Origin of the sequence: Polyangium mundeleinium (assembly GCF_028369105.1) — a bacterium.
GTDB lineage: Bacteria > Myxococcota_A > Polyangia > Polyangiales > Polyangiaceae > Polyangium > Polyangium mundeleinium.
Window position 1 is genome coordinate 1218107 of the sequence record NZ_JAQNDO010000001.1, and the last position, 14051, is coordinate 1232157.

Annotated in this window: 10 protein-coding genes and 1 pseudogene; 2 read left to right on the top strand and 9 right to left on the bottom strand. The window is 66.1% G+C overall.

Annotation, left to right across the window (positions count from 1 at the left end):
* Positions 1-42 precede the first annotated feature (42 nt).
* From POL67_RS05095 to POL67_RS54505, 7 genes are all read right to left on the bottom strand, one after another.
* Positions 43-1026 (bottom strand): glycoside hydrolase family protein, encoded by a 984-nt coding sequence (locus POL67_RS05095; protein WP_271915911.1) that lies wholly within the window; start codon positions 1024-1026, stop codon positions 43-45.
* A gap of 29 nt (positions 1027-1055) precedes the next feature.
* Positions 1056-2342, bottom strand: coding sequence for a DUF2403 domain-containing lipoprotein (locus POL67_RS05100; RefSeq protein WP_271915912.1), 1287 nt, complete (start codon positions 2340-2342; stop codon positions 1056-1058).
* A 65-nt stretch (positions 2343-2407) separates the two neighbouring features.
* Positions 2408-3718: a hypothetical protein gene (locus POL67_RS05105; protein WP_271915913.1), complete on the bottom strand. Its 1311-nt coding sequence runs from the start codon at positions 3716-3718 to the stop codon at positions 2408-2410.
* Positions 3719-4138: 420 nt separating this feature from the next.
* Positions 4139-4390, bottom strand: coding sequence for a hypothetical protein (locus tag POL67_RS05110; protein WP_271915914.1), 252 nt, complete (start codon positions 4388-4390; stop codon positions 4139-4141).
* A gap of 321 nt (positions 4391-4711) precedes the next feature.
* On the bottom strand, positions 4712-6019 hold the full coding sequence (traA, locus tag POL67_RS05115; protein ID WP_271915915.1) for an outer membrane exchange protein TraA family protein: 1308 nt from the start codon (positions 6017-6019) through the stop codon (positions 4712-4714).
* A gap of 208 nt (positions 6020-6227) precedes the next feature.
* Positions 6228-6698 carry a LysR substrate-binding domain-containing protein gene (locus tag POL67_RS54500; RefSeq protein ID WP_308789506.1) on the bottom strand — a complete coding sequence of 157 codons (471 nt, stop codon included), beginning with the start codon at positions 6696-6698 and terminating at the stop codon, positions 6228-6230.
* Positions 6665-7147 carry a LysR family transcriptional regulator gene (locus tag POL67_RS54505; protein WP_271915916.1) on the bottom strand — a complete coding sequence of 161 codons (483 nt, stop codon included), beginning with the start codon at positions 7145-7147 and terminating at the stop codon, positions 6665-6667. Before POL67_RS54505 ends, POL67_RS54500 begins: the two co-directional genes overlap by 34 nt.
* A 158-nt stretch (positions 7148-7305) precedes the next feature.
* Between POL67_RS54505 and POL67_RS05130 the strand changes: the two genes are divergently transcribed.
* Complete coding sequence (locus tag POL67_RS05130) at positions 7306-8457, top strand: MFS transporter (protein ID WP_308789507.1); 1152 nt, start codon at positions 7306-7308, stop codon at positions 8455-8457.
* A gap of 28 nt (positions 8458-8485) precedes the next feature.
* On the opposite strand, the pseudogene POL67_RS05140 reads toward POL67_RS05130, so the two are convergent.
* Positions 8486-10755, bottom strand: a pseudogene (locus POL67_RS05140) (glycosyl hydrolase family 8).
* A 504-nt stretch (positions 10756-11259) separates the two neighbouring features.
* Between POL67_RS05140 and POL67_RS05145 the strand changes: the two are divergent.
* Positions 11260-12618 (top strand): amidohydrolase family protein, encoded by a 1359-nt coding sequence (locus POL67_RS05145; RefSeq protein WP_271915921.1) that lies wholly within the window; start codon positions 11260-11262, stop codon positions 12616-12618.
* Positions 12619-12639: 21 nt separating this feature from the next.
* Here the strand turns inward: POL67_RS05145 and POL67_RS05150 are convergent, their stop codons facing one another.
* Positions 12640-14028, bottom strand: coding sequence for a hypothetical protein (locus POL67_RS05150; RefSeq protein WP_271915922.1), 1389 nt, complete (start codon positions 14026-14028; stop codon positions 12640-12642).
* Positions 14029-14051: the final 23 nt, after the last annotated feature.

The following is a 14051-nucleotide window of genomic DNA, read 5'->3' on the forward strand; positions in this document are numbered from 1 at the left end:
ATAGGCGTCCGCGGAGGTCCCCTCGAGGCCTCCGCGGGCCCGTCACTCGCAGGTCTTTTGGGGCGCGTCCACGTACGCCTGGCCGAGCTCCGTCAGGACGCCGTCGTCCCCCAGCAGGCTCGCATTGGCCACGTTGTCCGGGCGACCCGAGAACCACGCGTACCGCGCGATCCGCGGCTCGTTCTCCAGGTAGTCGAGCGCATCGAGCATGAACGCTTTTTGCTCGGCGAGCGAGCCTGCATTGTCGCAAGCGAATTCGGTCAGCCAGAACGGTTTGTCGAACCGCGTCTTGTACGTCTCGATGTGGTTGATGAGCCACCGAGCCTTGTTCGCCCCGTCGCCCTGGCAGGCCGTGTAGATGTGGATGCCGATGTAATCGACGCGGCACCCCTCGCAGGCGGCGAAGAACTCGTCGAGGTACTTGAAGGGATCCGTCTCCTGGCACGAGCCTCCGCAGAAGTTCACGGCGGGCGACACCAGCGCGAGGCCGCGCGCGTCGGCGATGGCCTCCACGTGGGGCCAGAGCGCTGCGGCTTGGGTCGCCGACAGATTGGCCTGCTCGCCGAAATTCGGTTCGTTGAAGCCGAGCAGAAAGCTCGTGCCGTCGGGGATCTCGCCGGCGATCTTCGTGGCTCGCGCGCTGTCGAGGCCGCCGCCGCCCCACACCATCGGCACGTATTCGACGCCGAGCATCTTGTACACGTCGGGCTTCAGGCCTTCGTCCGGCTCGTGCGCCCAGTTGTACCACCACGACACCGCCGGCGAGAGCGCCTGCATGTCCGCCTTCGAATGGTATCCGTAGGCGACGCCGCGCTTGCAGCCGGTGGGATGGCTGGTCGGCGGCCCGCCGCCGGTCGAGCTGGAGCTGCTGCTTTCGGCCATCGACGCGCCGCTGCCGCCGCTGCCGCCGCTGCCGCCGTTGCCCGAGCCCGGGGACGGCTCGCTCGAGCCACACGCGGCAACCGCGACGAGCGCCGCCATTGCCGCCGCTCCCGCCAACCATTGGGTCCGTGCATGATGGATCATGGGCATGGTCACCTCTGCGTGGATATCGATCACTCGGGAAGGCGCATCGAGAGAAGCGCATCGATCGTATTGCGGGACAGGGCGCCGGGAAGCAACGGGAGCATCCCGGCGGCGGCAGCGGGGATCTTCTCGGGGTGGATGACCGCGACCTGGATCTCCCTCTGCTTCTCGTCGAGGAGAATCATGAAATACCGATCGCCGATGGGGCGGCGCCACACGGGGCACCCCTCCGCGTCGCCGCCGGCTTCGATCTCGGGGCCGCTCGTGTAGGCCTTTTTCGCGCAGGCGTCGACGACCTCGACGTCATCGACGAAGGCGTCGCGGTCGCAGCCCTCCCCGCAGACATTGCCGCCGACGTGACCGGCTTGGTACGAGCGGACGCCGGTGCTCATGAACTCGCGGTTGCTGTATTGATTGTTGTCGAGCACCACCTCGAAGACGTTGATCTCACCGCAGCCGTCGCCGACCGAGCCCGTCTTCGAGTAGCAATTGCAGAGCCCGTTCCACTTGCGGCCGCCGTCGCGAATCAGCTCGGACGCGACGAACGCCACCCACGGGCCCGCGTGGCCTTGCCCGCCGCCGTCGCACTTGCTCACGCCTGCGTCATCGAACGTCATCGACGCAAGGAACACGATGAGCTTCGAGCCCGACCAGCCGAGGTGGTTGATGCCCGGATCGTTCGGGCAATAATAATCTTTCCCGTCTCCGCACGCGAATGACGCTTCTTGCATGAAATAGTTCACGCAATCCTTCTTCGTGAGGTCGCCCGTGAAGTCGGAGGACGTCATCTGCCCTTCGGTGACGACGAGGTTCGAGCCGTGACCGCTCTGCGCGTCCCAGGAGGAAATCATCGACCAGGAAGACGCGTCGGCGCCGGGCTGATAGACAGCGAGCTGCTTCAGGCGGATGGCCTTCATGATGAGGGTCATCTCCTCGTCGAAGGGCGCGAGCGTGGTGCTCGTCGTGTGCTGCTCCTTCATACAGCAATGCCCGCCCCAGGTATCCGTGCCGTCCTTGTAGGTACAGGCCGGATCGCCCGAATCGCGATCGATTCGACGCGGCCACCACCCGGGCGCGCCGACATTGGTGAAGGTCATGGTCCCACCCCGCGTGGGCGTGCTCGGCTCCGTGGGGTGCATACCCAGGCCTCCGCCGACGCCGGTGTCTGCGCTCGACATCGAACTCGATGTCGACCCGCTCGCCCCGGCGCCCCCGTCGCCTCCTGTGCCACCCGTTCCCTCCTCGCGCGCGCTTCCGCAGGCGCAGGCGAGGATTGCGAGAGCAGCGTGAACGAATTGCCTAGAGAGCTTCCTCATGCGTTCTCCTCCTTGCGTCCCTCGTGCATTCCCTGCGCCTTGCGGTCCTCTTTTCGTTCGAGGGCTCAGAGATCCTCGATCACGATGAATGCGCGCTGGCCCTCGCCCAGGTGCCCGCTGATCCGGTACGTCGACCGGGCCTCGTCGATCGTGATGAGCTTTTCACCCGTGGCGCGAGGGAGCCACTCATCGCCGTCCCACTCGTAAAAGAGCTCGCCCAGGAGCTCGGTGGCGCCGTTCGGCTCGTCCTTCCGGTACACCTTGATGCGATAGAGGTTCTCCTTGGGGATCGCGTCGATGAGGCCAGCAAGGTATTCGTCGCGCTTCTTCTCGCGGAGCTCCGGCCAGGTGAAGCCCTCGGCGTGGCCGACGTTGTAACCGTCGGGGCTGCAGCCCCAGATGAAGGGTTTGTCGAAATTACCGGGCAAGGTGTCGTCCCACTTGGCGACGTCGATCATGCGTTTGCCCTTGTGGCCCCAGTACAGGTGACCGGGCGAGCTGATGCTCGCATATCCCGGCATGAGGGTCTCGGCCATGTAATAGGACTCGTCGCCGGGGAACTGGGTGCGCGTCACCGGCACCGGCTGCTTCGCCTTGTTGATGACGACGCAGCGGAGCTCGTCGTCCCACCCCCGTCGTCCGAGCGGTACGCCCTTCGGGACGTAGACCTTGCCGTCGGTGTCGACGAGGAAGCCGAAGCCGATTTCCTGGTTGATCTCCCTCGGATTCCATCCACCGCGGTGGCGCGGCCACTCGGTGTCGGGCGGCGAGAAGAAGAGCAGGTTGACGTCGCCGCCGTTCTTGACGAACCGCCAGGTGGGCCGGAAAGCGCCGAAAATGTCGCCGAGGTCGTCGTCGTATTCGGTGAAGTACCCGTATTCGTATCCAGGAATGACGTGGTAAAGGACGGGAAGCGCGCCGAGCTTTTTCACCTCGGCCTCGACATCCATGCCCGTCGCCCACCCCTTGTTTTTCTCGCCAGGCGTATAGGCGACGTCGTCCATGACGCCGGGGATGTACGGGATCTCGAAATGGCTGTCGGCCACGTAGAACGTCTCGTGCTCCTCGATAGGAAAGTTCTTCTTCCCCTGGATGTGGGAGAGGACGTATTCGCACGGCGTGGCGGTGACGACCTTGTATGTCTCGCCGTCGAGCTCGGTCGTCCCGATCAAGCGGACCTCGAACTCGCCGTTGTCGCAAGTGGCACCCTCGACAACGGGCGGCGGCGGTTCGTTGCCGCCGTTTGACGGAGGCGGGGTCGTCGACCCCGAGGAGGTGCCCGGGCCCTCGCTGCTGGAGCAGCCTGTGAGCACGACGAGGAGCGCGAGCGCTCCGGCACGAGCGTGGTCGAACGGATACGTCGGTGGTCGCGTCATCCTGTGGGGTTCTTTCTGGGAGGGTTCCTTCCGGACGAGCGTTGGTCCGCGAAGGAAAGCGACAGAGCGTAGCGGACAGGCGGGCACGACCAGTGGGCCCAAATGGATTCGCGAAGTCAAGGGCTCGCCAACATTCGGGCGTCCGAGCGTGCATCGCCTCATCGCCTACGCGCGCTCGACGAACGCGCTGTCCACGTAGGCCGGTCGACGAATACCCCAGTCGGCACTGCGATTTTGCAATGGCGCCGAAATACCCGCGCGCGATGATCGCGGAGATGCCGCGGCTCGTCGAGCCGGTGGGCAGAGCATTCTGTCGCACGGGGAGGCGCGTACGCGAAGGGGCAGCGGGAGGTGCCCGTGGCGCCGGAACTGGAGATGTTGGTGGAAGGAGGAGGCTGGTGAGGGAGGATACCCTCGCTATCAGGCCTGCGCCGCCTCGACCGCCTCGGCGAGCACGTCCTCGTGGACGACGCTCATCATCTGCCGTGCGATGTCGTTGACGACGCGCTGCACGCGCTCAGCGATCGCCTTCGGCGCCGCTGCCAGGGCTGCGTTCAGCTCGGTCAGGCCCGCGTCGAGCAAAAGTGCGGCTTCCTCCTGCGACGTCGCCTCCTTCAAAAGCTTCGCGGCTTTGCTGGCTCGGGCGAGGTGAAGGGAGGCCTTGGTGCTCATTCAGGCTGAGCAACATGTGACCGGAACCGGCCGTGTCAAGGCCCGGCGCGCGACGCTCGTGATCCGTGGGACGCGTCGGATCGCGATCCTCGAGGGGGTCCCGAGAATCGTCAAGGAAATCAGCGCGGTGACGGCCACGAAACAGGCGGAGCCGAAGAGCGCCGCCGTTCGCAGAGCCGTCGAGATCGTCCCCTGGTGGGACGCGCCCTGGAGCCCCTATCGTCAAGGCGCGGTTGGTACGTGCGCGGAAGGGAAGGGGAGGAGCGGATCAAGCAGGCTCGTCAGCGCCGGCGATATGTGCCGGTGACAGCACAGCGGGCGTCAACGTCGCGAGGAGCTGGATGCGCGCCGTCGCGACCGGGCATACGCCATCGCCGCGCTGACGAGACACAGAATGCCCGCGATTCCGGCGTGCGACGAACTCGACGCGGCCCGATAGCCACAAGAGACATCCGTGCCGCCGCTGCCTCCGCCGCCGCTGCCTCCGCCGCCGTTGCCGCCGCCGCCGTTGCCGCCGCCGCCTCCGCCTCCGCTGCCGCCAGCTCCACCAGAGCCCGCGGGCGAAGACGATTCCTCGCAGGTCCTCGTGGTCGGATCGCAGGTGGCGCCGCCCTGGCAATCGGCGTCCGTGCGGCAAGCGGCGCACTGGGCATCGCCGTTCAGGTTCACACAGAACGGGGTGTCGGCGCCGCAAGGCGAGCAGCTCGACCCGCAGTGCTTGTCCGTGTCGCAAGGTGCGCAGAGCGCCGCTTCATTGCAGAAGTGCCCGGCGTCGCAGCCGTTGTCGCCGGCCTGGTTGACGAACTGCCGCTCGCATTGCTTGCAGAGGCCGAGATCCGGGAACGAGGGGTTGCCGTTCACCGTCTGGAAAAACGAGGTCGACGGGAAAAGCGTGAATCCCGCGTCGTTGAGCTTGACGATGGGCAGCGTGTTGGCCGGTCGCGCGAAGTCCTCGAAGTCCCCTACGAAGTACGAGAGCTCGAGCGCGGCGTGCTCGGCGATCTGGGTGTAGAGGATCTCGATCGGGTAGAGCCCCGGGGTCGAGAAGGTGACTTGGTTCGTCACGCGCCACGTTGAAATGCCGATCTCGGCAGGGCGGACGACGACGGGATACGCGGTGAACTCCTTGTCGTACACCGTGAGGCTGACCGTGTCGTCCGTGTAGAGCCCGAAGTGGATGGGTTTGTTCGCGAGGTCGGCCGTGACGTTGAAGAAGCCGCGCATGCGCGAGGCGAAGGCCGTCGTCGTGTCGTTGACGAAGAAATCGCATCCGCCCGTCTTGCAACCCTCCTGCAGCGCGGCGTCGATGAAATCGCCGTGGCTCAGCTGGACGCCGGACGCGTTGTTGTTGGACAGATCGAGGGGCGTGCGGATCACCTGCTCGACGCGATCGGCCGCGTGCGCCTCGATGAACGTGTTGATCGACTCCGTGTAGGTGCCGGGATTGGGGAGGTTGAAGTCCGTCGACGGGTTCGTCGCTATCGCCGACGCGGCGCAGAGGCCCGTGCCTGGGCCGGCGAGGGCATCCGCGACGCCCTCCGGCACGGTGACGGGCTCAGCGCGTGCCGTCGCCGGAGCAAGAGCGAGGCCGAGCAAGGAACCCACAAGTATCTGTTCTGCCTTCATCATACCACCATTAAGGATGTGCCGCACTGCGCGTGCACGGTTGGGACCCTAACATGGTGGGAGTGATCAGGGCAAGAATCGAGCAGCCTGGGCGTGGCGCCGCAGCACGATTCTCGCGCACGCAGGCAATGCAGAAACGGAGAGGCCTCGAGATTCACTTTCCTTCTGCAGGATCGCGCGAATGTCCATGAGACTGCGCCCGTGCACGAAGCTACCCGGCGATGGTCGGCAGCGCCTCGCGCATGGCCTCCAGGAACACGCGCAGCCGGGCCGGGTAGAAGCGCGCATACGGATAGACCAGATGGACAGGCAGCCGCGGTGCTTCCCACCCTGGCGCCAGATGCCGAATCCGCCCCTGCTCCAGATCGTCGGTCACCATCCACGCGGAGACGATTCCGACTCCCAGGCCCGAGAGAATCGCGTTGCGCAGCGCATACAGGCTATCGGTGCTCAGCCGGGGTCGGATCGCGAAGCGGCGGGTGACGCCGTCGGCCTTTCGCACGAGCGCCACTTCGTTGCGATAAAAGGTCTGCAGCGCGAGCCAAGGCAGCGCCGCGAGATCGTCTGGCTCCCGCGGAAACGGCCGCTCGCCGAACAATTTCGGGGAGGCCACCACGATGCGCGGCACCTCGGCCAATCGAAGGGCGATCACGGCGGGATCGTCCACCGCGCCGACCTGCACGGCGCAATCGATGCCCTCAGCAATGAAATCGGGACGCCGATCATGCAACAACCATTCGACAGTGACTGAGGATACCGACGCAGGTACGCCATCAAGGGGGCCATCAGTTGGTCCTGCCCGAACGCGTGTGGAACCAGGACCCGTAGATGGCCTTCCGGCGCGTCCTTGGCCCCGCGTAAGTCGGCGGTCATCGCCTGCCAGCTCTCCAGAAGCGTCTTCGCATGTGCGAAGCAACGCGCGCCATCGTCGGTGAGCTTCATCGCGTGGGTCGAGCGCTGCAGCAGCTCGAGGCCCAGCGAGCGTTCGAGCGCCTGCAAGCGCCGGCTCACGGTGGGCTGGCTGGTCCCCAGCTGCGCGGCCGCGGCCGAAAGGCTGCCGGCTTCGACGATGCGCACGAAGGTCTGCATCAGTCCGATGCGGTCCATGCCGCTCATGTCTGGGTTGGTCATGCGCCCAGCGTATATCAAGTCTGCGCGGGAGGCAGCTACCACGTCTTCAGAACGGCTTGTACGATGGCACTACGTCAACCGAAGAGGCGTCCCCCATGGCATCTATTCATGTAGCGCATGTTGCCGTCCCCACTCAGGCTGGGCTCTCACGCTCGCTCGTGCTTCTGCTGGCCACCGGCGCCGGGCTGAGCGTCGCGTCGCTCTACTACAGTCAGCCGATGCTGGGGGTGCTGGGCTCGGACCTCCAAGCCGGCGACCGGCTGGTGGGCCTGGTGCCCACGATGACGCAATTGGGGTATGCCCTCGGGATCCTGCTGCTCGCCCCCTTGGGGGATCGTTATGATCGGCGCAGCATCATTCTGGTCAAGGCCGCGCTGCTTTCGTTGGCGCTGTTGCTGGGCGGCTTTGCCCCGGGGATTGCCTCGCTCCTCGGGGCAAACCTGGCCGTCGGGCTGACGGCGACGCTGGCGCAGGACATCGTGCCGGCCGCCGCGACCCTGGCGCCGGAATCGCGGCGCGGCAAGGTCGTGGGGACGGTCATGACCGGCCTGCTTTTGGGCATCCTGCTGTCGCGTGTGGTCAGCGGCTTCGTGGCCGAGCAGTTTGGCTGGCGCGCCGTGTATCTCGCCGCCGCGGCGTCCATTGCTATGATCGGTGTGGTTGCCTGGGGCGGCCTGCCGCGCTTTCAGCCCACGACCCAGCTCGGCTACCGCGCCTTGATGGGTTCGCTCGTTGCGTTATGGCGCCGTTACGGGGCGTTGCGCCAGGCGACGCTCTCGCAGGGATTGCTGTCGATCGGTTTTGGTGCCTTCTGGTCGACGCTCGCGGTCATGTTGCACGGTAGCTTCCACCTGGGCAGCGCCGCTGCCGGCGCTTTCGGGCTAGCCGGCGCGGCTGGCGCGCTGGGCGCACCCCTGGCCGGGCGTTTGGCCGATCGACGTGGGCCGGAGTTCGTCGCGCGCCTCGGCGCAGGACTGACCGCAGTATCGTTCGCGACCCTGGGGCTTTCCCCCCTGCTGCCGACGACGGCGCAACTGGGCCTGATCGTCGTCGCCGCGATCGGTTTCGACTTCGGCGTCCAGGGCACGCTGGTCGCGCACCAAACGCTGGTCTATGGCATCGAGCCCGGCGCGCGCAGCCGCCTGAACGCGCTCCTGTTCACCGGGATGTTCATTGGTATGGCCGCGGGCGCCGCGCTAGGTAGTTTGGCACTGGCGCAATGGGGCTGGCTCGGCGTCGTTGCCCTGGCGACGACCGCCTCCGCCGCCGCCCTGGCCGTGCGGATGGTACGTCGAACGGAGTCGGCGTGAGCAAAGGCTCGCCCGGCGGAGACGCGTGCTATTGCGGCTCCGTCCCCCACACGAGCGCGCCGTTCCGGTACAGCGTCACCTTCGCGTAATTCGCGAAGCTGGTCTTCGTCGGATCACACGAATAATCATTCGCCTCGTTGTAATTCGACCAGTTGTCCTTGTTGAAGCGGAGCTGAATCTCGCCGCTCTGCCCGCCTGCCGGGACGCTTCCCGCCGCCGCCGTGAAGCCCACCTCGGCGTACGTGTCGGCCCCCGTTCGCGCGGGGCTGACCGCCGAGAACTGCCGCGTCACGTTCGAGCTCCGACCACGGCATAGTCGCACGCCGACTGCTGCCCGTTCGCGCCGTCGCTCGTGTACCAGTACCGGATCTTGAGCTCGCTTAGCGGCACGCTGCTCGCCCCGGTGTTCACGATATTGAGATGAGGCCTGATCTGGTTGTCGCTCGCATTCGTGTCTCCGGCCCTGTACTGCACCGACAGCGAGCCGCCCCCGACGGGCGGCGGCTGGCTCGGGTCGTTCACCGTCACGGCCACCACGCTCGACGTCGTCGACGCGCCCGCGTTATCGGTCGCCTTGGCCGTGATCGCATACGAGCCTGCCGCGACGTTGCTCCACGTATACGCGTACGGGGCGGTCGTGTCCTCTCCGAGCTTCACCGCGCCGGCGAAGAACTCCACCTTGCTCACGGTCCCGTCGCTATCGCTGGCCGAAGCCTGGATCGTGATGCTCGCGGGCGTCGTGAACGTGCCCCCGTTCGAGGGGGCCGTGACGCTCACCGAGGGCGCCGCATTCTGCGAAGGAGGCGGCGTGCTCCCGCCCACCGGGTTCGGCATCCGGTCGCCCATGAAGAGAAGCGCGAGCACGCGGAGCGAATCGTTGTAATAATTCTCGCTCTGGAAATTCTTCGTCTCGTTCCACATCGCCGTCTTGAAGGCCGCGTCGGACGATACGGCCGCCCCGCTCGCCGCCATGCCGACGAACGTCGCGTTGTGCCATTGCCCGAGGAGGCCCCCGGAGACGGTATACCCGTCCTTGATGTTCCCGACACCCACGCCCTTCCAGAACGTGTTCAGCTTGTCGAGCTGCGCGATCGCCTGCGGCGTCCCGTACCAGACCGCGTCGACCGCGAGGCGCCACGGCACGCGCGCCGCGTCGTATCGGTAATCGAAGCCCATCCCGGAAGCCTGCGTGCCCGCCGCGGTCGTCCAGTCGGGCAAGAGGCCGGTGGTGCCCGCGCCCGTCTTGGTATTCAGGTTCGCGATGATCTGATAACACGACGCAGCCACGCTCTCCCACCGCGCATCACCCGTGTAGGCCTTGAACGCCCTGTAATAGCCGGGCGCGAAGTAGCTCGGGTTCGTCACGGAGGAGCCGCCCCACGCGTCCCCGGGCTTGAGCACGTTCGTCCCGCTCTCGACCTCGTGCTGCAAAATGCGCCCGAGCAGCGTCGTCGCGTCGGCCCCGTACGACGCGCCCCAGGCCTTCTCTGCCACGATGAGCGCGAGCGCCATGTCCTCGTCGGAGTCGGTGGCTGCGTTCCAGCCGATGACCGAGTTGCTCGCGTTGATCTGCCAGTGCATGAGGCCATTGCCGTCGAAGTGGCTCTTCGCGTAGCCCCACAGGCCGTCGAACGTGGGTTTGTCGCCCAGGTACGCGGAGAGGAGCATGCCGTACGCGATGCCCTCCGACACGGTGTCATTCGAGTTTCGGGCCGCTGCACGCGCAGGAAGCCGCCCGCCCCCGAGGCCGTCACGTACTTCGTCTTCCACGTGCTGTAGGCGCTGTTGATCGCGCTGTCCGCATCGGCTTGGCTCGGCGCCATGAGCAGGCTCTCGGCCTCCCACACGTCCTCGTCGAGCTCGGGTGCATCCATATCGCCGCAGCCGATCGCCAGGGTCGCCGCGAGAAGGCTGTACGTTGCGAGGTGGGAGAAGGCGCGATTCGTCTTCATGGGGGCTCCTTGAGGATCGGCCGGCCCGCTCCGGGCTGGCGTCGTTGGCGCGGGGCCAGAGCAGCTCCTGTGCCACGTCGATAACACCTGAAATTGCCGAGGATTCGAGGCGATCGCCGGCGGCCCCGCGAAAAGGCGTGCGCTCGGATCGATCACGGGGGTGATCGACGAAATCACCCCTCGCTGCGCGAGGCCGCTCCTCCCGTAGATTTCGCACCGTGGCGTTTGGGCATCCTCGCGGGCGTTGTCCCCCCATCAAGCTCGCAGGGAGCAGCTTCGGTTGTCGTGATTGATTATTATCAGATTGCCATTCCGACCAGCGTGCGGTGGGTGCACAATCTGGCATTTCGCTGAACGCATCACGCTCCAGGAGCCGGATGGCCCGATCCGGGCACGCGCGGGAAACGTGCGACGCACCGCGGCGACAGACCTCTCGGTGGATTCATTCCACGCGCAATTCGCGCAAGAGTGGCTCTTGTCGCGCCAGAACAGCTCGTCGATCCGCGGGTGCTGCCCGTCGTCCTCGGAGATTTCCCGTGTCGCCGGCCCTCGTGCCGCTGGCCCGGGATGTGCTCATGCGCACGGCCCGCCGAGCCTCAGGTTTGGCGCGGTAGGTCGACGTAAGCTTCTCATACGACTTTCTTGACGCCCCGTGTCCGGTCACGTGCACAGGTCACGTCCATGGGCGTTTCGACGCGAAGGAAACGAAAAACCGGTGCGGCGCATCCGGATGTTCAGTTTGCGCTTCACGAACCTGGCGTCTTGACGTCCATCCCTCGCTCGGCATGGAGCCGCTTCCCGACAGATCAGGAGTTCTCTCATGTGGAACCTAGCTTTTCGAACATCTTCGTTGGCCTTCGTCCTCCTTGCGACGGTTCATTGCGGGCCGGGAAATGAGAACACCACCGGAGCCGGCGGCACCGGCGGTACCGGTGGCTCCGGCGGCATCGGCGGCGGCACCGGCGGCACCGGCGGCACCGGCGGCACCGGCGGTGGCACCGGCGGCACCGGCGGTGGTGAATGCGTGACCAGCGACAAGGCCATCCGGCTGGGCAAGCTCGTGAAGCCCGAGGATGGCACGGTCATCGACAATGCAATCATCGTGATCCACGAGGATCGGATCAGCTACGTCGGCACGGATGAGAAGCAGATCCCGTGCGGAGCCAGCGTCATCGATTGGACGGCGTACACCGGTCTCCCCGGCCTCGTCGATGCCCACGTCCACTTCACCTACCAGACGGACCAGGAGCCGGGCACGCTCCCCTGGACCCGTGTCAACTGGCTGATGAACAACAACGTCTACAAGCTCATGGACCTTGCCCGCAACGCCGCTCTCGCGACGCTCAAGACCGGCGTCACCACCGCGATCGACAAGGGAGGCCGCGACTTCATCCTGAACCCCCTGCGCGCCGAGATCATGTCCGGCAAGACGCTGGGACCGCGGATGTACAACTCCATCGGCGGAATCTCGAATTACAAGTACCCGGCCGCGGTCCCCACCGAGGAATTGAAGAACTGGGTGCATCTCCAGGTGCTGCGCGGCGCCGACCTCGTGAAGGTATGGGCTGACAAGTGCACCGACCAGACGCTCGAATGCTCGCCGACGTTCACGTTCGACGAGCTCAAGCTGCTGGTCGACACGTCCCACCAGGAGGGTTTGCCCATCGCGATCCACGCGTACCACCAGGACACGGCCAAGCTCGCCATCATGGCCGGCCCGGACTCGATCGAGCACCCGGAGGGCCTCGACATGGTGGACTGCGGCAACATGATCGACAAGGGGACGATCTACGTGCCGACCATCGATCACAACCGGTATTACAAGGACAACCTCGCGTTCTTCGGCTACGCCCCCGATCTGGAGGCGAAGTTCGAGGCGTACATCCAGGACAACCTCGCCAGCGCGACCCAGGCGCATCAGGTCGGCGTGAAGATCGCGATGGGCTCGGACGCCGTGTTCACCGGATTCGGCGAGAATACACGCGAGCTCGCCTGGCTCGTGCAGGCCGGGATGACCCCGCTCGAGGCGATCCGTACCGCCACCATCCATGGCGCCGAGAGCATCGGCGCCCAGAACGAGATCGGAAAGGTCGCGGTGGGCTACTACGCCGACATCATCGCGGTCGAGGGCGACCCCCTGACGGACATCAACGTCGTCATCAATGGGGTCCGCAAGGTGATGATGGGCGGGCGGGTCGCGGATTTCTGACGAGGCCCGCTCGCTCCCCACCTACTTCGGCGCCTTGAGCACCCCGCCATCCACTTGGTTGGGCCCGACGCCATAATTCGCCCAGTATACATGCGTCCCGTCGACGGCGACCCCGCGCGGGGCCGGCTGCTTGTCCGCGATGGTGACCGCCGGACCACCCGCGATGGGCACGGCGAACACCGCTCCGTCGGCGAGCTGCCCGTTCTCCGTCCATGCGGACGTGTAATAAATACGCTCGCCGTCGGTCGCGAACGCCCATGGATTGGGCACGCCCGTCACCAGCGCGACGGGCACGCCGTCCGCGAACGGGATCTTCCACACCTTGCCGTCGGCGTACTTGCCGTTCGTGGCTGGACCCACGTCGAGCACGTACAGGTTTTCTGCGTCCGAAAGGAGATCGATCCCGGACCAGGTGCCGGGCGTGAACACCGTCGCCGCGCCGCCTGCTTGCGGCACGCGAAGGATCTGAGAGGGCTCGGCGGAGAGGACATACACATCGGCTTGATGCAGCGTGATTCCTCGGAGGAACAGGGCCGACGCGTCCGCGAGCTTCGTCGAGGTCCCGTTGCCACCGGCGCCCCACGTCGTCTTCACGATGGCGTTTTTGGGCGACTGACCGTCGCCCTTCGCGCACCAATACACGGCCGTTGCATTTCCAGAAGGATCGATGTTTCCGAGCGCAATCTTGTGCGGCTGCCCGTGATTCACGGCGGGCTCCACGATGTGGACCTGGCCAAACCCGCTCTTGTTGACCATCGAGATGTAGCCGAAGATCGGCGAAGACGGCGTCGTCCAAAAAAGTTTGCCTCCGACGATCTCCATCGTCCTTGCGCCGAAGGCCTGCACGCCCTCCTCCTTGTTCACCTTGGACGTGGCGCCCCCGGCGAGCGGCATGCTCAGGATATCGATATGCGACGAGAAAAAGACGCGGAGCTCGTCCACGCGCACCAGCTCGGCTTGATGGCCCGTATACAGAGCGGTGGCGGCGCACTGGCCCGCATTGCAGGCGGCGTCGAGGCATGAATGGCCGCAGGCGCCGCAGTGGTTCGGGTCCGTGGCGAGGTCCGCGCAAGCATCGCCGCAGAGCACCTGATTGCCATTGCACATGAGCCCGCCGGAGCTCGTGGAGGTCGTCGTCCCCATGCCTCCCGTGCCGCCCATGCCTCCTGTGCCGCCTGCGCCGCCCACGCCACCTGTGCCGCCCGCGCCGCCGGTGCTGCTGGACGATGCGCTCGCGCCGCCGCTGCCGCTCGACGAGCTCGCGCCCCCCGTGCCTCCCGTGCCCCCCGCGCCGCCTGTCGAGGCGCCGGTCGACCCGGTGCTATCGCGGGGCGGGTCCGGGGTGCTGCCACATGCCGTGTTCATCGCGATCAGGATCGCGCCGTTTACCCATAGAGTTCTGAGATGCATGTTCCCATGCTACACGAAACTCG